Source organism: Pseudomonas chlororaphis (assembly GCF_001921865.1).
Classification (GTDB): Bacteria; Pseudomonadota; Gammaproteobacteria; order Pseudomonadales; family Pseudomonadaceae; genus Aquipseudomonas; species Aquipseudomonas chlororaphis_D.
The window spans coordinates 239753-259652 of record NZ_MSCT01000020.1; the positions used below are offsets into that span (position 1 = coordinate 239753).

Sequence of the window (19900 nt, forward strand, 5' to 3'; positions counted from 1 at the left end):
TTAACCTCGCGGCTCTGCGTGACTGACGACACTCTCTGCCAGGATGGCCAGGACCAACTGCTGGAAATCCAGACCGGCGGCACGGGCCGCCATCGGAACCAGGCTGTGATCGGTCATGCCGGGAGCGGTGTTCACTTCCAGGAACCAGAACTGGCCAGCGGCGTCCTGCATCACGTCGGCACGCGCCCAACCGGCGATACCGAGCGCCCCGCAGGCTTTCGCCGTCAGGTCCATCAGCTCCTGCTCCTTGTCGCTATCGAGGCCGCACGGAATCCGGTACTGGGTATCGGAAGCCAGGTACTTGGCGTCGTAGTCGTAAAATGTGTGGGGCGTCCCCAGGGCGATCGGTGGCAACACCTGGCCACGCAGCGTGGCGATGGTGAACTCCGGACCTTGAATCCATTGCTCGACCAGGACTTGCGAATCGTAGGTGCTGGCCGCTTTCCAGGCGTCGATCAGCTCGGACGCGGAAGTCACTTTGGCCATGCCGATACTGGAACCTTCATGCGCCGGTTTGACGATCAAAGGCAGGCCCAGTTCCGCAACCGCGGAAATACAATCGGCCTCGGAGCCAAGCACGGCGTGGCGTGGCGTCGGAATGCCGAGGCTGTGCCAGACCTGCTTGGTGCGCAGTTTGTCCATCGCCAGCGCCGACGCCAGGATGCCGCTGCCGGTGTAAGGAATGCCCAGGCACTCCAACAGGCCCTGCATGCTGCCATCTTCACCGCCACGGCCGTGGAGGATGATGAAGGCGCGGTCGATCTTCTCGTTCAGCAGGCGCTGCAGGAAGTCGTCGCCGACGTCGATGCCGAACGCATCCACGCCGGCGCTCTGCAAGGCTTCAAGCACGGCGTTGCCGGACTTCAGCGAGACTTCGCGCTCGGCGCTCTTGCCGCCGAACAGCACGGCGACCCGCCCGAAATCCTTCGGCGCGAGGGTCGAAAACAGCGTGGCGTAAGCGGCGGTCATTTCGACTTCCCCTGACCGGCAGGCACGGCGCCCGCAAACAACGGGCTGTTCAACAGTTTCGGCGCAAGACCACCGATATCGCCGGCACCCTGGCACAGCAGGATGTCGCCGGCGCGCAGCAACGGCTTGACCAGCGGCGCGAGGTCGACCCCACGCTCGATGTAGATCGGGTCCAGCTGGCCGCGCTGGCGAATGCTGTGGCACAGCTGGCGGCTGTCCGCCCCCGGGATCGGCTCTTCGCCCGCCGGATAGACTTCCATCAGCAGCAAGACGTTGGCATCCGCCAGCACCTGGACGAAATCGTCGTACAGGTCGCGGGTACGACTGAAACGGTGCGGCTGGTAGACCATCACCAGGCGGCGCTCAGGCCAACCGCCGCGCACGGCCTTGATCACCGCGGCCACTTCGGTCGGGTGGTGGCCGTAGTCGTCCACCAGCATCACGTTGCCGCCTTCCACCGGCAGTTCGCCGTAGACCTGGAAGCGTCGACCCACGCCCTGGAAGCCGGACAGGCCCTGGACGATGGCTTCGTCGCTGATGCCTTCGTCGCTGGCGATGCAGATGGTTGCCAGGGCGTTCAGCACATTGTGGTTGCCCGGCATGTTCACCGAGACATCCAGCGGCTCGCGATCGGGGCGCAGCACGGTGAAGAAGGTCTGCATGCCCTGCTGGCGAACATTGATCGCCCGTACGTCGGCGTCTTCGTTGAAACCGTAGGTGACCGTCGGACGCTTGACCTGCGGCAGGATCTCGCGCACCACCAGATCGTCCAGGCACAGCACGGCCAGGCCATAAAACGGCAGGTTGTGCAGGAACTCGACGAAGGTTTTCTTCAACTTGTTGAAGTCGCCATCGTAGGTCGCCATGTGGTCGGCGTCGATGTTGGTCACTACCGCTACCAGCGGCTGCAAGTGCAGGAAGCTGGCGTCGCTTTCATCGGCTTCGGCGATCAGGTAGCGGCTGGTCCCCAACTGGGCATTGGTACCCGCTGCATTCAGCCGGCCACCGATGACGAAGGTCGGGTCCAGGCCGCCGGCGGCGAACACCGACGCGAGCAGGCTGGTGGTGGTGGTCTTGCCGTGAGTACCGGCCACGGCGACGCCATGACGGTAACGCATCAGTTCGGCGAGCATTTCCGCGCGCGGCACCACTGGAATCCGGCGTTCCAGGGCGGTGGCCACTTCCGGGTTGGAGGTGTTCACGGCGCTGGACACCACCAGCACATCGGCGTTGGCGGCGTTCTCGGCGCGGTGGCCGATGAAAATCTGCGCGCCAAAGGACTCGAGGCGCTCGGTCACCGGCGAGGCCTTGAGGTCGGAGCCCGAGACCTGGTAACCCAGGTTGAGCAAGACCTCGGCGATCCCGCACATGCCCACGCCGCCGATGCCGACGAAGTGGATGCGGCGGATGCGGCGCATTTCCGGTTGTGGCATGGCTTTCTGATTCTCAACCATGGGCCACCTCCAGACAGATATCGACCACGCTACGGGTGGCATCGGGTTTGGCCAGGCGACGAGCTGCGCCGGCCATGTTGTCGAGTCGTTCCGGTTGCATCAAAACCTCTGTCAGGCGAGCGGCAAGGTCCGCTGCGCCAGTCGTTCTTTGCGGCATCAGGAAGGCGGCGCCTTCACGAGCCAAATAATCGGCATTGCGGGTCTGGTGATCGTCGATGGCGTGGGGCAAGGGCACGAGCAACGAAGGCAGACCGGCGGCAGCCAGTTCACTGACGGTCAACGCGCCTGCGCGACAGACCACCAGGTCAGCCCAGCCATAGGCGTGGGCCATGTCTTTGATGAACGGCTGCACTTGCGCCTCGACGCCAGCGGCGCGATAGCGCTCTGCAGTCACTTCATCGTGGTTTTTACCGGCCTGATGGAACACTTCCGGGCGCAGCTCGGGGGAGACCAGCGCCAGGGCTTCAGGCAGCAACTTGTTCAACGGCTCCGCTCCCAGGCTTCCGCCCAGGATCAGCAAACGCGCCTTGCGTCCGGCCAGGGCCTCGCGCGGTGTATCGAGGAACAGCTCGGTGCGTACCGGATTGCCAGTAGTACGCCGGCTGCTGGAGGCACCGAAGGTGTCCGGGAAAGCTTCGCAGACTCGGGCCGACAACGGCACCAGCAGCCGATTGGCGGTACCCGCGACCGCGTTCTGTTCATGAACGATGACCGGCACGCCAGACAGTTTTGCCGCGACACCGCCAGGGCCAGTCACATAACCGCCAAAGCCCAGCACACAGACCGGCTTGAGCTGGCGAATGATCCGGCGCGCCTGCAACACCGCCTTGATCAGCACGAAAGGCGCCTTGAGCAAGGACAGTTTGCTTTTGCCGCGCAGGCCGCTGACGTTGATCAGGTGCAGTTGCAGACCGGCGCTCGGCACCAGTTCGTTTTCGATGCCGCGCGGCGTGCCGAGCCAGTGCACGGTATAACCGCGCGCCTGGAACTCGCGGGCACAAGCCAGCGCCGGGAACACGTGGCCGCCGGTGCCTCCGGCCATGATCAGCACGTTAGCGCCCATGGCTTGGCTCCTCGGCGAAGTCGCTCTCGCTGAACTCCATCTCTTCGCTGCCCAGGTGGGTCCGACTCTCCCACTCGATGCGCAGCAACAAGCCAAGACAGGCACAGCAGATCACCAGCGAGCTGCCGCCATAACTGAGGAACGGCAAAGTCAGGCCCTTGGTCGGCAGCAGGCCGACGTTCACCCCGATGTTGATCAGGAACTGGCCGATCCACAGGAACGACAGGCCATACGCGACGTAGGCGGCAAAGAACTGCTTGGCTTTCTCGGCCCACAGGCCGATGTACATGCCGCGGATACAGACAAAGACGAACAACGCCACCGTGCACAGCGAGCCCACGGCACCCAGCTCTTCGGCCAGGACCGAGAACACGAAGTCGGTGTGGGCTTCCGGCAGGTAGAACTGTTTCTGCACGCTGTTGCCCAGGCCCACGCCCAGCCATTCGCCGCGACCGAAAGCGATCAGGGCCTGGGACAGCTGGTAGCCGGCGCCGAACTGGTCGGCCCAGGGGTCGGCAAAGTTGGTCAGGCGCGCCATCCGATACGGCTGCATCTGGATCAACAGGACCACCGCCGCGACCGCCAGGACCACCATCAGGGAGAATCGGAACAGCCCGACCCCGCCGAGGAACAGCATCGCCGCGGCGGCCCCCATCATCACCACGGTGGCACCGAAGTCCGGTTCCATCAGCAGCAGGCCCGCCATCGGCAACAGCACGATGAACGGCTTGAAGAAGCCCATCCAGCTTTCGCGTACTTCTTTCTGGCGACGCACCAGATAACCGGCGAGGTAGATCACCACGAACACCTTGGCGATCTCGGAAGGCTGGACGTTGAAGAAGCTGAAGCCGATCCAGCGCATCGAACCGTTCACTTCGCGGCCGATCCCCGGGATGATCACCATCACCAGCAGGCCGAACGCGCCGATCAGCATCATCCAGCCCAGGCGTTGCCAGGTGGCGATCGGGATCATCATGGTGACGATGCAGGCGCCCAGGCCGATCACGATATAGATCAGGTGGCGAATCATGTAGTACAGGGCGCTGCCCGACTGCGCCGCCGCCACTTCGGTGGACGCCGAGGCGATCATGATCAGGCCAAGGCCCAGCAACGTCAGGCAACCGGCGAGCATCGGGAAGTCGAGATCGATACCGCGCCCAGTGATGAGCGGCGACGGGTAAGGCTTGATGATACTTCTCAGGTTCATGCCAATTCCTCCACGGCGCGGACGAACTGGTGACCACGGTCTTCGTAATTCTTGAACATGTCGAAACTGGCGCAGGCTGGCGACAGCAGCACCACGTCGCCGGCCTGGGCGGCGGCACGGCATTGCGCCACGGCTTCTGCCAGCGAGCCAACGCGAAGCAGCGGCACGGCTTCGCCGATGGCCTCGCCGATCTTGTCGGAATCCCGGCCCATAAGGATCACGGCGCGGCAGTTGGCCGCCACCGGATCGCGCAGATCCTTGAACTCGGCGCCCTTGCCGTCGCCACCGGCGATCAGCACGATCTTGCCTTCGATGTCCGCGCCCAACCCTTCGATGGCCGCCAGAGCGGCGCCCACGTTGGTGGCCTTGGAATCGTTGTAATAACCCACGCCGTCGAGGTCGCGGACCCACTGGCAGCGGTGTTCGAGGCCGGCGAAGGTACGCAGCGCCGAAAGCATGGCGTCGAACGGCAGGCCGACCGCATGCCCCAGGGCCAGCGCCGCCAGGGCGTTGGACTGGTTATGGGCGCCACGGACCTTCAACTCGCGCACCGGCATCAGGTTGCGGAACTCGAAGGCCAGGTACTTCTCGCCCTCTTCTTCGCGCAGGCCGAACGCCTTGAAATCGGGTTGGCTCAGGCCGAAGGTCCAGCACGGCAGGCCTTCGCCGATCAGCGGCCGGGTCAACGCGTCCTGACGGTTGAACACCACTTGCCGGGCGCCGCGGAAGATCCGGTGCTTGGCCAGGTGATACGCCGGCAGGCCGCTGTAGCGGTCCATGTGGTCTTCGCTGATGTTCAACACGGTGGCCACTTCGGCGCCCAGCTGATCGGTGGTTTCCAGCTGGAAGCTGGACAGTTCCATGACGTACAGCTCGACGTCGTCGCTGAGCAGGTCCAGCGCCGGGGTACCGAGGTTGCCGCCCACGGCGACACGCTTGCCGGCAGCCGCCGCCATTTCCCCAACCAGGGTGGTGACGGTGCTTTTCGCATTGGAACCGCTAATGGCGACAATCGGCGCCTTCGCGTTACGCGCGAACAGCTCGATATCACCGGAAAGTTTCACCCCACGGGCGGCGGCGGCTTGCAGGGCCGGGGTCGCCAGGGCCAGGCCGGGGCTCACGTAGAGCTCGTCGGCACGGCACAGGAACTCGACGTCCAGCTCGCCACAACGCACTTCCACCTGCGGAAAGTCACGCCGCAGCGTGGCCAGTTCCGGTGGATTTTCCCGCGTATCGGCCACGGCAAACGCCACGCCCCGGTTCGCCAGGAAGCGAACCAGGGACATGCCGCTCTTGCCGAGGCCGACAACGATGCGGAAGTGGTCAGAAGCGATCAGAGACACTCGTTCTACCTCAGCTTCAGGGTGGCAAGGCCGATCAGCACGAGAATCACGGTGATGATCCAGAAACGGACGATCACACGCGGCTCGGGCCAGCCCTTGAGTTCAAAGTGGTGGTGAATCGGCGCCATACGGAATACGCGACGGCCGGTCAGCTTGAAGGAGGCAACCTGGATGACCACCGACAGGGTTTCCATCACGAATACGCCGCCCATGATGAACAGGACGATTTCCTGACGGACGATCACCGCGATGGTGCCCAGGGCCGCGCCCAGGGCCAGCGCGCCGACGTCACCCATGAAGACTTGAGCCGGATAGGTGTTGAACCACAGGAAGCCCAGGCCGGCACCGATCAGCGCGCCGCAGAACACAATCAGCTCGCCCGCGCCCGGCACATAAGGAATCAGCAGGTATTCGGCGAACTTCACGTTACCCGACAGGTAGCAGAAGATGCCCAGGGCGCCGCCCACCATCACGGTCGGCATGATCGCCAGGCCGTCGAGGCCGTCGGTCAGGTTGACCGCGTTGCTGGAGCCGACAATCACGAAGTAGGTCAGGACCACGAAACCAATACCCAGCGGAATGCTGAAATCCTTGAGCATCGGGATCAGCAAGGTGGTTTCGACCGGGGTTTGCGCGGTGACATACAGGAAGATCGCCGCGCCCAGGCCAAACACCGACTGCCAGAAATACTTCCAGCGGCTAGGCAGGCCACGGGAGTTTTTCTCGATGACCTTGCGATAGTCGTCGACCCAGCCAATGGCGCCGAACAGCAGGGTGACCAGCAGCACCACCCACACATAACGGTTGCTCAGGTCCGCCCACAGCAGGGTGCTGACACCGATGGCCGAAAGGATCAACGCGCCGCCCATGGTCGGGGTACCCGACTTGGACAAGTGCGATTGCGGCCCATCGTTACGCACAGCCTGGCCAATCTGGCGGTTCTGCAAGGTGCGGATCATCCACGGCCCCAGCCACAAGGACAGCACCAGTGCAGTCAGTACTCCGAGAATCCCGCGCAGGGTCAGGTACTGAAAGACCGCGAAGCCTTTGTAGAACTGTTGCAGGTACTCCGCTAGCAGCAGCAGCATTAATGTTTCTCTCCGTTTTTTTCTTGAAGATGGGAACCACACAAAGCCGCGACGATGTTTTCCATCACCGCGCTGCGCGATCCCTTGATCAAAATAGTGGTGTTTGTATCTTGCTCGGCGCCCAGGGCTGCGATCAGCTCGGCCTGGCTGGCGAAGTGTTGGCCGTGCTCACCGAAGGCCGCGACCGCATGGGCCATCATCGGGCCCACGGCGTAGAGCGCCGACACCTTGCCAGCGGCATAAGCACCCACATCGCGGTGCCCCTGCTCCGCCCAATCGCCCAACTCGCCGATATCTCCGAGCACCAGGACGGTGCGGCCGGAAAAGCCGGCGAGTATATCAACGGCGGCGCACATTGAGGTGGGGTTCGCGTTGTAGGTGTCGTCGATCACCCGCATGCCGTTTTTCGTCAGTTGTGCGACGGTACGACCCTTGACCGGCTGTACCGCATTGAGGCCGGTGGCGATGCCGAACAACGACACGCCCAAGGCATGGGCAGCAGCGGCAGCAGCCAAGGCATTGGCGACGTTATGAGTGCCCAACAGGTTCAATTGGACCCGCTCGGCGCCGTTACCGGCGTGCAGCGTGAAATTCGGGCAGCCACGGACATCGCGTTCGATAGCCGAGGCATAGAAATCGGCAGCCGTATTGCTCAGGGCGAAACTCAGCACCTGACGGCCGTTGGCGCGGGCTTTCCAGATCGGGAAGGCCTTGTCGTCGAGGTTGAGCACGGCGATACCGGAAGTATCCAGCCCCTCGAGGATCTCGCCCTTGGCTTCGACGATTTTTTCTGGCCCACCAAATTCGCCGACATGGGCGGTACCGGCATTATTAATGACGGCGACCTGCGGTTTGGTCATCGCCACGGTGTAGGCAATTTCGCCGATGCGCGAGGCGCCCAGCTCGATCACTGCCGCGGTGTGCTTCGGGGCCAGTTCCAGCAGGGTCAGTGGCGCACCCAGGTCGTTGTTCAGGTTGCCGCGAGTGGCCAGCACCGGGCCGCGGGTCCGCAGGATGCTGGCGAGCATCTCCTTGACCGTGGTCTTGCCGCTGGAACCGGTAATCGCCGCGACCGGCCGGGTGAACGCGGCACGATTCAACGCCCCCAGTTGGCCGAGAGCCTGCCGGGTATCGCTGACCAGCAATTGCGGCAGCGTGCTATCGGGCACTTCGCGCTCGACCAGAGCACCCACCGCGCCCTTGGCCGCGACTTCATTCAAATAGTCATGGCCGTCGAAGCGCGGGCCGGCCAGCGCAATAAAGAGCTGGCCCGGCTTGATCGCCCGGCTGTCGATGCTCACGCCGTCGAAGCTGCAATCGCCAGCCAGCAGGCGGCCAGCCAATGGCCCGATGAGTTCGCTGAGTTTCAAGGCCTTAAGCATGGGCCACCTCCCATGCGGTCAGCGCCCGGTCGGCTTCCACCAGATCGGAGAAGTCCAGCCGCACGCCGTTGATTTCCTGATAGTCCTCATGGCCTTTACCCGCCAGGACGATAACGTCGTCCGCCGCCGCACTGGCAACCAGTTGGGCGATGGCCAGCCCGCGACCGGCAACGAAGTCGACCTTGTCCACGGCACTGAAGCCGGCGCGAATGTCGTCGAAGATCTGTGCCGGATCTTCCGTACGCGGGTTGTCGTCGGTGACCAGCACGCCGTCGGCCAGGCGCTCGACCACCTCGGCCATCAACGGACGCTTGCCGCGGTCGCGATCGCCGCCACAACCGAACAGGCACAGCAAGCGGCCCTTGGCGTGAGGACGCAGGGCCAGCAATACTTTTTCCAAGGCATCCGGGGTGTGGGCGTAATCGACCACCACCAGCGGCTGCGAACCGCCTCCCAGGCGTTGCATGCGGCCGGCCGGACCTTCCAGCTTCGGCAGCACGTGAAGGATTTCGTCGAGGGCATAGTCCAGGCCGAGCAAGGCGCCGACTGCCGCCAGTACGTTGCTCAGGTTGAAACGGCCCAGCAGGGTGCTGCGCAGATGATGCTCGCCCTGCGGGGTCACCAGGGTCGCGCGCACGCCTTCGTCGCCGAACTGCGCTTCGCGGCAATACAGATAGGCGCAAGGATCCTCGAGGCTATAGGTAATAAGCCGCGATTCCTGTTCTTCCCCGGCCAATTGCCGACCGAACTCGTCGTCGAGGTTGATGACCCGGCAAGCCAAGTCAGTCCAGCCGAACAGCTTGGCCTTGGCGGCGCCGTAGGCCTCCATGGTGCCGTGGTAGTCCAGATGGTCGCGAGACAAGTTGGTCAGCACCGCCACATCGAAGGCCAGCGCGCTGACACGCCCCTGATCGAGACCATGGGACGAGACTTCCATCGCCGCGGCCTTGGCGCCGGCCTTTTTCAGGTCGGCCAGGGTCGCCTGCACGGCGATCGGGTTCGGCGTGGTGTGCATCCCGCTTTGCAGCGCGCCATAGAAGCCGCTGCCGAGGGTGCCGACAATGCCGCAACGCTGGCCCAACAGATCCAGCGCCTGCGCCACCAACTGGGTCACGCTGGTCTTGCCGTTGGTACCGGTCACGCCAATCAGATTGAGGCTGCGGCTAGGGTCGCCATAAAAACGCCCGGCGATATCCGACAACTGCGCCGCCAGGCCTTTGACCGGAATCAGCGGCACATCGGTGATCGGCAGGACGGTAGCGCCCTCGACTTCATAAGCCACGGCGGCCGCCCCGCGCTGCAAGGCATCGGCGATGTGCGCACGCCCGTCGAACTTGCCGCCGGGAACCGCGAGAAACAGATCGCCCGCACGCACATTGCGGCTGTCCAGGGCCAACTCGCGAATCAGCAGATCGCGGCCAGCGTGGGCGAAAATCTTGTTCAGGCTAAGAGACATCAGCCGCGCCCTCCTTTAGCTGGCGCCGCGTTGGCTTGTTGGGTCGGCGGCAGGTTGTCCGGCGAGATATTCATCAGTCGCAGGGTGCCGGACATCACTTTGCTGAACACCGGAGCCGAGACCAGGCCACCGAAATAACCGGCCTTGCTCGGCTCGTCGATCACCACGACGATGGCGTAGCGCGGATCGCTCATCGGCCCGAAACCGGCGAACAGCGAACGGTAGGAGTTTTCGGCATAACCCTTGGTACCCACCGACGTCTTGCGCGCGGTACCACTCTTGCCGGCCACGTGATAAGCCGGCACCTGGGCACGGAATACGCCGCGCGGAGCCTCGATCACCTGCTGCAGCATGCCTTGCATGGTCTTGGCGACCTTTTCCGGAATCACCTGGGTGGTCTCCGGCGTCTTGTCGGTTTTGATCAGTGTCAGCGGCGCGATACGACCGTTATTGGCCAGCGCCGAGAACGCGTGAACCAACTGGATCGCCGTTACCGAAATGCCATAGCCGTAAGACAGCGTGGCCGTTTCAGCCTTGCGCCACTCGCGATAGTTCGGCAGGTTGCCGACCCGCTCGCCCGGGAAGCCCAGGCCGGTGTCCTGGCCAAGACCGATCTTCTGGGCCAGGCGGAAGATGGCTTCGCCGCCGATATCGAAGGCGATCTTGCTCATGCCGACGTTACTGGAATTGATCAGAATTCCGGTCAGGTCGAGTACTGCGCCTTCGCTCTTGGATACGTCGCGAATGGTGTATTTGCCGATCTGCAACGTGCCCGGATAAACCTCGACGGTATCGCTCGGTTTCCAGCGACCGGTTTCCAGCGCCGCGCTCATGGAGATGGCTTTCATGGTCGAACCCGGCTCGAATACGTCGATCATGGCGCGGTTGCGCATCATCGCCGGTTGCAGGTTGCGACGGTTGTTCGGGTTGTAGGTCGGCTGGTTGACCATCGCCAGGATCTCGCCAGTCTTCACGTCCATGATGACCAGGCTGCCGGCCTTGGCGCCGTTCTCGACAATGGCGTTACGCAACTCGCGGTTGGCCAGATATTGCAGGCGCAGGTCAATCGACAACGCCAAGGGCTTGCCGGCCTTGGCGTTCTTGGTCACCTGGACATCCTTGATCAGTCTGCCGCGCCGGTCCTTGATGACCTGGCGCTTGCCGGCGACCCCGGCCAACCACTCGTCATAGGCCAACTCGACACCTTCGCGGCCGCGGTCGTCGATGTCGGTAAAACCGACCATGTGCGCGGTCACTTCACCGGCCGGGTAAAAACGCCGGAACTCTTCGATGCCATAAACGCCCGGCACCTTGAGATCGAGAACCTGCTGCCCTTGCTCCGGCGTCAAGCCACGCACCAGATAGATGAACTCTTTATTGGCTTGCGCTTCGAGGCGCTCGGCCAGCGCCTTGGGGTCTTGCCCCAGGGCAGCAGCCAACGCCGGCCACTTGTCCTTGGCCAGCTGCATTTCCTTGGCGTTGGCCCACAAGGTGGTCACTGGCGTACTGACCGCCAGCGGCTCGCCATTACGGTCGGTAATCAAGCCACGGTGTGCCGGGATCGGTATATGCCGAACGCTGCGCGCATCGCCCTGCCCCTTGAGGAAGTCGCGATCGACTACTTGCAGATCGATGATACGCCAGGCAATAGCCGCCACCATGACGCCGAGCAGCCCCAGCACCAGGCGGAACCGCCAGGGAAAGAGTGCGCCTTCAAGCTTCATCATGGCGCCACCATCCGGACTTCCGCCGCGCCGGGAATACGCATTTTCAGCTGCTCGGTGGCCAGCACTTCGATTCGGCTATGGGCGGTCCAGGTACTCTGCTCGAGAATCAACCGCCCCCATTCAGCCTGAGCCTTGTCGCGCACACTCAGCTCACCGTACAGCGTATTGAGCAGCTGACGGTTCCAGTGGGCGCTATAGGACACCGCAATCGCGGACACCAGGACGCCTATAAACAGCAGAAGCATGAAAAAGCTTCCGCCTGGAAGTGGCTTGGCGAAAAGCTTGCTCACCGCAACTTCTCCGCAACACGCATGACAGCACTGCGGGCACGTGGGTTGGCTTTGAGTTCGGCATCGGAGGCCGTCTGCGCTTTGCCATGGACTTTGATTTTCGGCTCGAAGGCCACGTGGCGCACAGGCAGGTTGCGAGGCAGGTTATCCGCCTCGCCCTTCACCAGCTTGCGCATGAACAGCTTGACGATGCGGTCTTCCAGGGAGTGGAAGCTGATGACCACCAAGCGACCGCCGATTTCCAGGCTTTCCAACGCGGCGTCCAGGCCCGCTTCCAGATCGCCCAGTTCGTTGTTGACGTGAATGCGCAAACCCTGGAAGGCACGGGTAGCCGGGTTCTTACCTTTTTCCCATGCTGGGTTGGCGACTTTCAGGACTTCAGCCAGATCGGCGGTGCGCTCGAACGGCTTGATGTCGCGACGCTCGGCAACGGCGCGGGCCATGCGGCCGGAAAAACGCTCTTCGCCATATTCCTTGAATACCCGGGCGATTTCTTCCACCGGCGCAGTATTGACGAACTCCGCCGCGCTGATACCGCGGGACGGGTCCATACGCATATCCAGGGGGCCGTCGTTGAGAAAGCTGAAGCCGCGCTCAGGGTCGTCGAGCTGCGGGGACGACACGCCGAGGTCGAGGAGTACGCCGCTGACCTTGCCGTCCAGAGCACGCTCGGCCACTTCCGAACCCAGCTCGGCAAAACTGCGCTGCACAACGACAAAGCGGCCGTCTTCGGCCGCTAGCGCTTGCCCGGTGGCAATCGCTTGAGGATCTTTGTCGAATCCGAGCAGCCGACCGTCCGGCCCAAGCTTGCTGAGGATCAGACGACTATGACCGCCGCGACCGAAGGTGCCATCCAGATAGCAGCCATCAGGACGTACGGCGAGAGCCTCGACGGCTTCGTCAAGCAGTACGGTGATGTGGTTAAAGCCGCTATCAATAGTCACAGGATCAAATCACGCAGTTCATCGGGCATGGCGCCCGGTTGTTGAATAGCTGCCAGGTCCGCTGCAGAAACTGCATTCCAGGCATCCTCGTCCCACAATTGGAACTTGTTCAGTTGGCCTACCAGCATTGCGCGCTTATCCAACTTGGCGTATTCGCGCAAACGCGGCGGAACCAGAAAACGGCCACTGCCATCGAGTTCGAGGTCGACAGCATTACCAATGAGCAAACGCTGCAAGCGACGGTTTTCTTCACGCAGCGAAGGCAGGGCACGCAGTTTGGTTTCAATAATCTCCCACTCGTCGAGGGGGTAAACGCACAAACATGGATCAACGGCATCGATGGTGACGATAAGTTGCCCGGAACTACGCGAATCGAGCTCGTCACGGTACCGGCTCGGCATAGCGAGACGGCCCTTTGCGTCGAGACTGATAGCGTTAGCTCCGCGAAACACGTCAGCGTTTCTCCAAATTCTAGCGTTTTACGTCAAAAAAACCCACTTCATGCCACTTTCCGCCACTTGCGCACACTATAGGAATGCGCCCACCACACCGTCAAGGCACGGATCGACGGAAAAGCCTTATAGAACGGAGATTTAGGAGACTAAAAGGAGGGGCAACGGGAATTTGGCAAAGGATTTGACGCAATAACTTCAATCAGCTCAAGAAGCTGTATCGTGAAGTTAAAGTAATTTGTTAAGAGTAAGATCTTTTCGGTATTACAAATGCGCTTCTGCTATTGATTCAAGCAGGGAGGGAAAAGGTGGAGAGTCGATCTGTAAGCCGGGTTCTGTCGAGGACAGTCATTCCTCTACGACGGCCATCGCTGGACGTCTTTAGCAACCTACCCGGTTCCAGCGCGGGCCACGCCTTGGAACCCTATTTGGTCTTGCTCCGAGTGGGGTTTACCTAGCCACGAACTGTTGCCAGACGTGCGGTGCGCTCTTACCGCACCTTTTCACCCTTACCGGCACCGAAGTGCTTAGGCGGTTATTTTCTGTGGCACTTTCCGTAGGCTCACGCCTCCCAGGCATTACCTGGCACTCCGCCCTATGGAGCCCGGACTTTCCTCCCCCCTCTAATTTTCATAGAGGGCAGCGACTGTCCAATCGACTCTCCGCCGCGCAGGTTAACGGCAGAGCGGCGGAAGAACAAGCGCTAAAAGCCTTTTGCCACTCCACCAAACAGCTTTACTCACCTTTCTGTTTATCCAGCGCCACCTGATAGAGAACATTCTTGCGCACGCCGGTAATTTCCGCCGCCAACGCCGCGGCCCGCTTGAGCGGCATCTCCTTGAGCAGCAGATCGAGAACTCGTATCGCCTCGCCACTCACCGCCTCGTCGCTTTCCAGCGCCGACCAACCGGCCACCAACACCACGCATTCGCCACGCTGCTGATTGCTGTCCGCCTCGACGAAAGCTCGCAACTCGGCAAGCGGCAGCCCCTTGAGGGTTTCAAAGGTCTTGGTCAACTCCCGGGCCAGCAATGCCGGACGCTCTCCACCGAACACCTGTTCCATATCCTGCAGACACTCAAGAATCCGATGCGGGGCCTCATAGAAAATCAGCGTACGCGGCTCTTCCCTCAACAGCTCAAGACGCCCGCGGCGCCCCACTGTCTTGGCTGGCAGAAACCCTTCGAAAATGAAACGGTCGGAAGGCAGTCCCGCCGCCGACAAGGCAGCGATCAATGCACAAGCCCCCGGAACCGGAACGACACTGATGCCCGCAGCCCGAGCCTGACGCACCAAGTGGTAACCCGGATCAGAGATCAGCGGCGTGCCCGCATCGGAAATCAGCGCCACATCGTCCCCCGCCAACAAGCGCGTCAGAAAGCGACTACCTTCATCCCGTTCGTTATGTTCATGGCAGGCGGCCAGCGGCGTGGAAATCCCGAAGTGTTGCATCAGGCGCTGCGAGTGGCGCGTGTCTTCGGCCGCGACCAGGGCCACCTCTCGCAAAATCTTCAAGGCCCGGGCGCTGATGTCGTCCAGGTTGCCGATGGGCGTCGCCACCACATAAAGCGAGCCAGCAGCGGAATTCAAAGGACCTGGAGCAGTCAAAGCGCACACCTCTTGATCGGTAAAAGCCACATTGTAGCGCGTAGAAGCCTTGGGAATGCGTGTCGCAGGCCCTTTGCGCCCATGACATCGCCTGCCGCTGCGAAGCGCCGCAACATTTGCACGACCTAAAATAGAGGCTTTATTGCCAGTAACATCGCGCCCCGGCCAGTGCTTGGGTACAATTCCACGTTAATTTGATCGAGTATCAGGAACACTTACATGATCGCTTGCCTGCGGCTGTTCTCTGCCCTCTGCCTCGCCGTCCTTCTGGCGGCCTGCGCCAGCTCGCCCTCCTCCAGCCTTGGCGAACTTCCACGGACCCCGGATGCCAGTATCGAGCAACTGCTCGAGCAGGCCGCTAACAGCAAAACGCCCGACAAGGCCGCGCTGCTGCGCTTGAGCGCCGCCGACTTGGCCTATCGCCAGGGCAACCCCGGCCAGGCCGCACAAATCCTGCAACAAGTGCCGATGGAACAACTCAAGCCCGGCCAACAGGTCTTCGCCAGCACCCTGGCAGCGGAACTGGCCATGAGCCGCAACCAGCCCAAGGCCGCCCTCACAGCCCTGAGCCACCCGAGCCTGCAACGCCTGAGCGAACTGCCGGAAGACCAGCAGATTCGCACCGGCACCGTTCATGCTCGCGCACTTGAGGCTGACGGCCAGGCGCTTGCCGCAGCGCGGGAACGCATTTTCATTGCCCCGCTGCTCAAGGGCGATGCCGCCAGCAAGAACCACGAAGCCATCTGGGCATTGATTGCCAGCTTGCCCACTGACCAACTGCAGGCTGTCAGCAACGATGACTTGGGCGGCTGGATGAGCCTGGCCTTGGCGGTAAAGACGGCCGGCACCCTGGAACAGCAGCAGGCCGCGATCGACAACTGGCGCGCGCAAAACCCTAAACATCCGGCCGCCATTCAATTGCCGCTGCCGCTGACCAAGCTCAAGGAGCTGGCCAGCCAGCCGTTGTCGAAGATTGCCCTGTTGCTGCCGCAAGACGGCCCGCTGGCCGCGGTTTCCAAGGCACTGCGCGACGGCTTCATGGCCGCGCACTACCAGGCCCAGCAAGCCGGACAGAAAGCACCAAGCATCGAGTTCTACGACAGCTCGCGCCTGACCTCGCTGGACGACTTCTATCGCAAGGCCCAGGCCGATGGCGTGCAACTGGTCGTCGGGCCGTTGGAAAAGCCGCTGGTCAAACAGCTCGCCGCTCGCCCGCAACTGCCCATCACCACCCTGGCCCTGAACTACAGCGAAGGCGAACAAGGCCCCGCACAACTGTTCCAGTTCGGCTTGGCCGCCGAAGACGAAGCGCGCGAAGTCTCGCGCCGCGCCCGTGCCGATGGCCTGCACCGCGCCGCCGTCCTGGTACCCCGCGGCGAATGGGGCGACCGCGTGCTCAAGGCGTTCCGTCAGGACTGGGAAACCAACGGTGGCAGCGTGGTCGGTATCGAACGCGTCGATCAGCCGGTCGCCCTGGCCCAGCAGATCGCCGATCTGTTCCAACTGCGCCAGAGCGAGGCCCGCGCCAAGAGCCTGCAAAATGCCGCCGGAACTCAAGTAGCCGCACAGCCTTCGCGTCGCCAGGACATCGAATTCATCTTCCTGGCCTCCACTCCGCAACAGGCGCAACAGATCAAGCCGACCCTGAATTTCCAATACGCCGGCGATGTACCGGTCTACGCCACCTCCCACGTATTCAGCGCCAGCGGCGACCAGAATCAGTACAACGATATGAACGGCGTACGCTTCTGCGAAACACCCTGGCTACTGGACGCCAACGACCCACTGCGCAAACAGGTCGCGGCACAATGGCCACAAGCCGGCGGCAGCCTGGGCCGACTGTATGCAATGGGCGCCGATGCCTACCGCCTGGCACCGAGCCTGGGACAACTCAAGGCCCTGCCGGATAGCCGTATCGAAGGTCTGTCGGGCAGCCTGAGCATGAGCCCCAGCCAACGCGTACAACGCCAGCTGCCGTGGGCCGAGTTCGTCAGCGGCCAGGTCACTCGCCTGCCCGACACGCCGCGTTAATGCCACAGAGATCTCGCCAGCAAAGCGGCCAGGATGCCGAAGCCCACGCGCTTCGGCATCTTGAACAACAGGGGTTGCGCCTGCTGGCGCAGAACTGGTTGTGCAAAGGCGGCGAGCTTGATCTGGTCATGCTTGACGGCGATACAGTAGTATTCGTCGAAGTCCGCTACAGACAACACACGCAATGGGGTGGCGCACTGGGCAGCATCGACGCACGCAAGCGTCAGAAACTGATACTCGCCGCACAGCTTTTCCTGCAGCGCGAATCGCGCTGGTCCAACCACCCCTGCCGCTTCGATGTGGTCGCCATAGACGGCGCCCCAGGCACGACAACTCATTTGAACTGGCTACGGAATGCCTTTGACAGCTGATCGACGCTCTCGGGCCGAGCCGGACATTTTCACTCAACATTTTTGCTCTTTGCTTTGCGGGCAGCACTCTCACGTGCCAGAAAGCCGCGCTACTTAAGGTCACACAGATGGACATGCAATCCCGAATTCGCCAGCTTTTTCAGGCCAGTATCGACACCAAGCAGCAGGCGATGGACGTACTTGCACCGCACATCGAGCAAGCCAGCCAAGTCATGGTCAACGCACTGCTCAACGAAGGGAAAATGTTGTCCTGCGGCAACGGCGGCTCGGCCGGCGACGCCCAGCACTTCTCTTCCGAGCTGCTCAACCGCTTCGAACGTGAGCGCCCGAGCCTGCCAGCCATCGCACTGACCACCGACAGCTCGACGATCACCTCGATCGCCAACGATTACAGCTACAACGAAGTCTTTTCCAAACAGATTCGCGCCCTGGGCCAGCCCGGCGATGTCTTGCTGGCCATTTCCACCAGCGGCAATTCGGCGAACATCATTCAAGCGATCCAGGCCGCACATGATCGCGAAATGATTGTCGTAGCCTTGACCGGGCGCGACGGCGGCGGCATGGCTTCGCTGCTCTTGCCGGAAGACGTCGAGATTCGCGTCCCCGCCCACGTCACCGCACGCATTCAAGAAGTCCACCTGCTGGCGATCCACTGCCTCTGCGACTTGATCGACAGCCAACTGTTCGGGAGTGAAGAATGACCCCTAATCGCCTTGGCCTACTGGCCCTGACCCTAGTCTTGAGCATCAGCGGTTGCAGCTCGGTGATTACCGCCACCCGCGAAAGCCCGATCGAAGACGACCGCGGCACCCGTACCTTCGGCAGCAAGATCGATGACTCGCTGATCAAGACCAAGGTTGAAGTCAACGTTGCCAAAGCCAGCCCGGACCTGGACAACGGCTCTTCGCGCGTGGGCGTGACCAGCTTCAACGGCGTGGTATTGCTCGTTGGGCAAACCCCGCGCGAAGACCTCAAGGCCGCAGCCGAACAAGCTGCCAGCAACGTACAGCGCGTAAAGAAAGTGCATAATGAACTGCAAATCATGCAACCCATCACTTTGCTGGCAATCAGCAACGATGCCTTGCTGACGACCAAGATCAAGACCCAGATGCTGACCAACAGCAACGTCCCGGACTCGCGTATCAAGATCATTACCGAGAACGGTATCGTCTATCTGATGGGCCTGGTAACCCGACAGGAAGCCACCCGCGCCAGCGATGTGGTACAGAGCGTTTCCGGGGTACAGAAAATCGTCAAGGTATTCGAATACATCGACTGATCCCGGCCGATAGCCAGACATGAAAAAGGCGATCCGGATGGATCGCCTTTTTTATTACTTCACGACTTTGAGGCTGGGTCGGCCACTTGGACGCGGCGGCTCGCTGTCCGGCGGCGGAACATCATCGTCCACCTCGATCGCATCGTCCTCGTCATCCACGGGCGACTCCAGATCGAACACCATGCCTTGGCCATTCTCCCGAGCGTAAATGCCCAGAATGGCCGGCACAGGAACGTACAGGCTATGGGGAACGCCACCGAAGCGCCCCTCGAAGGTCACCACTTCATTGTCCATGTGCAGGTGGCGCACGGCACTCGGCGAAATATTCAGGACGATCTGCCCATCACTGGCAAAACCCTGAGGCACCTGTACCGCCGGATATTCGGAATTAACCAGCATATGCGGGGTGCAATCGTTGTCCACAATCCACTCATAGAGCGCGCGGACCAGATAAGGTCGACTGGAGTTCATAGCGGCTCCTTAAGCCTTAGCGCATGTCGCGTTCGACGCCAGACAGGCTTGCCTGGAACGTCTCACGGGCGAACTGGCGCTCCATATAATCAAGCAACGGCTTGGCTTGCCGTGGCAATTCAATACCCAGAATCGGTAATCTCCAGAGTATTGGCAATAGGCAGCAATCCACCAGACTTTGTTCCTCACTGAGGAAAAACGGCTTCTCCGCGAACAGCGGCGAAACCCCGGTCAGGCTCTCGCGCAACTCTTTTCGAGCCTGGGCACGAGCGGCCTCCTTGGTCCGGGAATCCAGGATCTGGTCCACCAGCCCACACCAGTCGCGCTGAATCCGATGGATCAGCAGACGGCTGTTGGCACGCGCCACAGGATAAACCGGCAGTAAGGGCGGGTGCGGGTAACGCTCATCCAGGTATTCCATCACCACAGTCGACTCCCACAACGCCAGGTCGCGATCGACCAGGGTGGGCAAACTGCCGTAAGGGTTCACTTCGATCAGCTTCGGCGGTTGACGCCCCGCCTCCACACTGATGATCTCGGCGCTGACACCCTTCTCTGCGAGCACGATACGTACCCGGTGGGAATAGTGGTCGGCGGGGTCGGAGTAACAGGCCAACCGATTGGTCACGCCCATGGCGGTCCTCCTCGCTTGTTGAAATTATCGGAAGCAGAAAAACGAGCGCGCCCAGAGGGCGCCTCTCGTAACGCCCGGATGAACCGGACTCGTTACACCTTCAGAGACGCCCTTGGGCGCGCACGATTAAC

The 19900-nt window shown here is 61.9% G+C and carries 19 protein-coding genes and 1 other RNA gene; 4 read left to right on the forward strand and 16 right to left on the reverse strand.

All coding sequences use genetic code 11. The annotated features are described in order from the left end of the window. The 14 genes from BTN82_RS24080 to rsmI form a co-directional block, all read right to left on the reverse strand. Entirely contained in the window at positions 1-969 is a 969-nt protein-coding gene (locus tag BTN82_RS24080) for a D-alanine--D-alanine ligase (RefSeq protein WP_075121581.1), read from the reverse strand. After that, complete coding sequence (gene murC / locus BTN82_RS24085; protein WP_075121582.1) at positions 966-2423, reverse strand: UDP-N-acetylmuramate--L-alanine ligase; 1458 nt, start codon at positions 2421-2423, stop codon at positions 966-968. The genes BTN82_RS24080 and murC overlap by 4 nt, the downstream gene beginning before the upstream one ends. Further along, positions 2416-3486, reverse strand: a complete 1071-nt coding sequence (gene murG / locus BTN82_RS24090) for an undecaprenyldiphospho-muramoylpentapeptide beta-N-acetylglucosaminyltransferase (RefSeq protein WP_075121583.1) — start codon at positions 3484-3486, stop codon at positions 2416-2418. Before murG ends, murC begins: the two co-directional genes overlap by 8 nt. After that, positions 3476-4693 carry a putative lipid II flippase FtsW gene (ftsW, locus tag BTN82_RS24095; protein ID WP_075121584.1) on the reverse strand — a complete coding sequence of 406 codons (1218 nt, stop codon included), beginning with the start codon at positions 4691-4693 and terminating at the stop codon, positions 3476-3478. Before ftsW ends, murG begins: the two co-directional genes overlap by 11 nt. After that, positions 4690-6036, reverse strand: a complete 1347-nt coding sequence (murD, locus tag BTN82_RS24100) for a UDP-N-acetylmuramoyl-L-alanine--D-glutamate ligase (protein WP_075121585.1) — start codon at positions 6034-6036, stop codon at positions 4690-4692. The genes ftsW and murD overlap by 4 nt, the downstream gene beginning before the upstream one ends. A gap of 5 nt (positions 6037-6041) precedes the next feature. Next, a complete protein-coding gene (gene mraY / locus BTN82_RS24105; RefSeq protein ID WP_075121586.1) occupies positions 6042-7124 on the reverse strand; it encodes a phospho-N-acetylmuramoyl-pentapeptide-transferase in 1083 nt (360 codons plus the stop codon). Next, positions 7124-8506, reverse strand: coding sequence for a UDP-N-acetylmuramoyl-tripeptide--D-alanyl-D-alanine ligase (gene murF / locus BTN82_RS24110; protein WP_075121587.1), 1383 nt, complete (start codon positions 8504-8506; stop codon positions 7124-7126). The genes mraY and murF overlap by 1 nt, the downstream gene beginning before the upstream one ends. Continuing rightward, positions 8499-9962 (reverse strand): UDP-N-acetylmuramoyl-L-alanyl-D-glutamate--2,6-diaminopimelate ligase, encoded by a 1464-nt coding sequence (locus BTN82_RS24115; RefSeq protein ID WP_075121588.1) that lies wholly within the window; start codon positions 9960-9962, stop codon positions 8499-8501. Before BTN82_RS24115 ends, murF begins: the two co-directional genes overlap by 8 nt. Beyond that, positions 9962-11686: a peptidoglycan D,D-transpeptidase FtsI family protein gene (locus BTN82_RS24120; protein WP_186828453.1), complete on the reverse strand. Its 1725-nt coding sequence runs from the start codon at positions 11684-11686 to the stop codon at positions 9962-9964. Before BTN82_RS24120 ends, BTN82_RS24115 begins: the two co-directional genes overlap by 1 nt. Then, entirely contained in the window at positions 11686-11979 is a 294-nt protein-coding gene (ftsL, locus tag BTN82_RS24125) for a cell division protein FtsL (protein ID WP_058437383.1), read from the reverse strand. Before ftsL ends, BTN82_RS24120 begins: the two co-directional genes overlap by 1 nt. Then, positions 11976-12923, reverse strand: coding sequence for a 16S rRNA (cytosine(1402)-N(4))-methyltransferase RsmH (gene rsmH / locus BTN82_RS24130; protein WP_075121590.1), 948 nt, complete (start codon positions 12921-12923; stop codon positions 11976-11978). The genes ftsL and rsmH overlap by 4 nt, the downstream gene beginning before the upstream one ends. Beyond that, positions 12920-13375 (reverse strand): division/cell wall cluster transcriptional repressor MraZ, encoded by a 456-nt coding sequence (mraZ, locus tag BTN82_RS24135; RefSeq protein ID WP_007917012.1) that lies wholly within the window; start codon positions 13373-13375, stop codon positions 12920-12922. The genes rsmH and mraZ overlap by 4 nt, the downstream gene beginning before the upstream one ends. Positions 13376-13683: 308 nt before the next feature. After that, positions 13684-14037, reverse strand: an RNA gene (gene rnpB / locus BTN82_RS24140) — RNase P RNA component class A. Positions 14038-14110: 73 nt separating this feature from the next. Continuing rightward, positions 14111-14965 carry a 16S rRNA (cytidine(1402)-2'-O)-methyltransferase gene (gene rsmI / locus BTN82_RS24145; protein WP_186828454.1) on the reverse strand — a complete coding sequence of 285 codons (855 nt, stop codon included), beginning with the start codon at positions 14963-14965 and terminating at the stop codon, positions 14111-14113. Positions 14966-15202: 237 nt separating this feature from the next. Here rsmI and BTN82_RS24150 point away from each other — a divergent pair, with 237 nt between their 5' ends. The 4 genes from BTN82_RS24150 (at position 15203) to BTN82_RS24165 (ending at position 18664) form a co-directional block, all read left to right on the forward strand. Further along, on the forward strand, positions 15203-17014 hold the full coding sequence (locus tag BTN82_RS24150) for a penicillin-binding protein activator (RefSeq protein ID WP_075121592.1): 1812 nt from the start codon (positions 15203-15205) through the stop codon (positions 17012-17014). Further along, entirely contained in the window at positions 17014-17385 is a 372-nt protein-coding gene (locus BTN82_RS24155; protein WP_075121593.1) for a YraN family protein, read from the forward strand. Before BTN82_RS24150 ends, BTN82_RS24155 begins: the two co-directional genes overlap by 1 nt. Before the next feature lie 107 nt (positions 17386-17492). Further along, complete coding sequence (locus BTN82_RS24160; RefSeq protein WP_075121594.1) at positions 17493-18086, forward strand: phosphoheptose isomerase; 594 nt, start codon at positions 17493-17495, stop codon at positions 18084-18086. Then, entirely contained in the window at positions 18083-18664 is a 582-nt protein-coding gene (locus tag BTN82_RS24165) for a BON domain-containing protein (RefSeq protein WP_075121595.1), read from the forward strand. The genes BTN82_RS24160 and BTN82_RS24165 overlap by 4 nt, the downstream gene beginning before the upstream one ends. A gap of 54 nt (positions 18665-18718) precedes the next feature. On the opposite strand, the gene BTN82_RS24170 is transcribed toward BTN82_RS24165, so the two are convergent. Together BTN82_RS24170 and BTN82_RS24175 are read right to left on the reverse strand one after the other, a co-directional pair. Further along, the gene (locus tag BTN82_RS24170) at positions 18719-19135 is read right to left on the reverse strand and encodes a ClpXP protease specificity-enhancing factor (RefSeq protein WP_075121596.1); all 417 of its coding nucleotides are present in this window, start codon (positions 19133-19135) and stop codon (positions 18719-18721) included. A 16-nt stretch (positions 19136-19151) separates the two neighbouring features. Continuing rightward, positions 19152-19769: a glutathione S-transferase N-terminal domain-containing protein gene (locus tag BTN82_RS24175; protein ID WP_075121597.1), complete on the reverse strand. Its 618-nt coding sequence runs from the start codon at positions 19767-19769 to the stop codon at positions 19152-19154. Positions 19770-19900 lie beyond the last annotated feature (131 nt).

What these genes read in the sequence shown, in the direction of transcription:
- murF (WP_075121587.1), bottom strand. Translation starts at nt 8,506, where the DNA reads ATGCTTAAGGCCTTGAAACTCAGCGAACTCATCGGGCCATTGGCTGGC.
- BTN82_RS24120 (WP_186828453.1), bottom strand. Translation starts at nt 11,686, where the DNA reads ATGAAGCTTGAAGGCGCACTCTTTCCCTGGCGGTTCCGCCTGGTGCTG.
- BTN82_RS24160 (WP_075121594.1), top strand. Translation starts at nt 17,493, where the DNA reads ATGGACATGCAATCCCGAATTCGCCAGCTTTTTCAGGCCAGTATCGAC.
- BTN82_RS24080 (WP_075121581.1), bottom strand. Translation starts at nt 969, where the DNA reads ATGACCGCCGCTTACGCCACGCTGTTTTCGACCCTCGCGCCGAAGGAT.
- BTN82_RS24170 (WP_075121596.1), bottom strand. Translation starts at nt 19,135, where the DNA reads ATGAACTCCAGTCGACCTTATCTGGTCCGCGCGCTCTATGAGTGGATT.
- BTN82_RS24165 (WP_075121595.1), top strand. Translation starts at nt 18,083, where the DNA reads ATGACCCCTAATCGCCTTGGCCTACTGGCCCTGACCCTAGTCTTGAGC.
- murC (WP_075121582.1), bottom strand. Translation starts at nt 2,423, where the DNA reads ATGGTTGAGAATCAGAAAGCCATGCCACAACCGGAAATGCGCCGCATC.
- BTN82_RS24175 (WP_075121597.1), bottom strand. Translation starts at nt 19,769, where the DNA reads ATGGGCGTGACCAATCGGTTGGCCTGTTACTCCGACCCCGCCGACCAC.
- BTN82_RS24115 (WP_075121588.1), bottom strand. Translation starts at nt 9,962, where the DNA reads ATGTCTCTTAGCCTGAACAAGATTTTCGCCCACGCTGGCCGCGATCTG.
- mraY (WP_075121586.1), bottom strand. Translation starts at nt 7,124, where the DNA reads ATGCTGCTGCTGCTAGCGGAGTACCTGCAACAGTTCTACAAAGGCTTC.
- BTN82_RS24155 (WP_075121593.1), top strand. Translation starts at nt 17,014, where the DNA reads ATGCCACAGAGATCTCGCCAGCAAAGCGGCCAGGATGCCGAAGCCCAC.
- BTN82_RS24150 (WP_075121592.1), top strand. Translation starts at nt 15,203, where the DNA reads ATGATCGCTTGCCTGCGGCTGTTCTCTGCCCTCTGCCTCGCCGTCCTT.
- ftsW (WP_075121584.1), bottom strand. Translation starts at nt 4,693, where the DNA reads ATGAACCTGAGAAGTATCATCAAGCCTTACCCGTCGCCGCTCATCACT.
- murG (WP_075121583.1), bottom strand. Translation starts at nt 3,486, where the DNA reads ATGGGCGCTAACGTGCTGATCATGGCCGGAGGCACCGGCGGCCACGTG.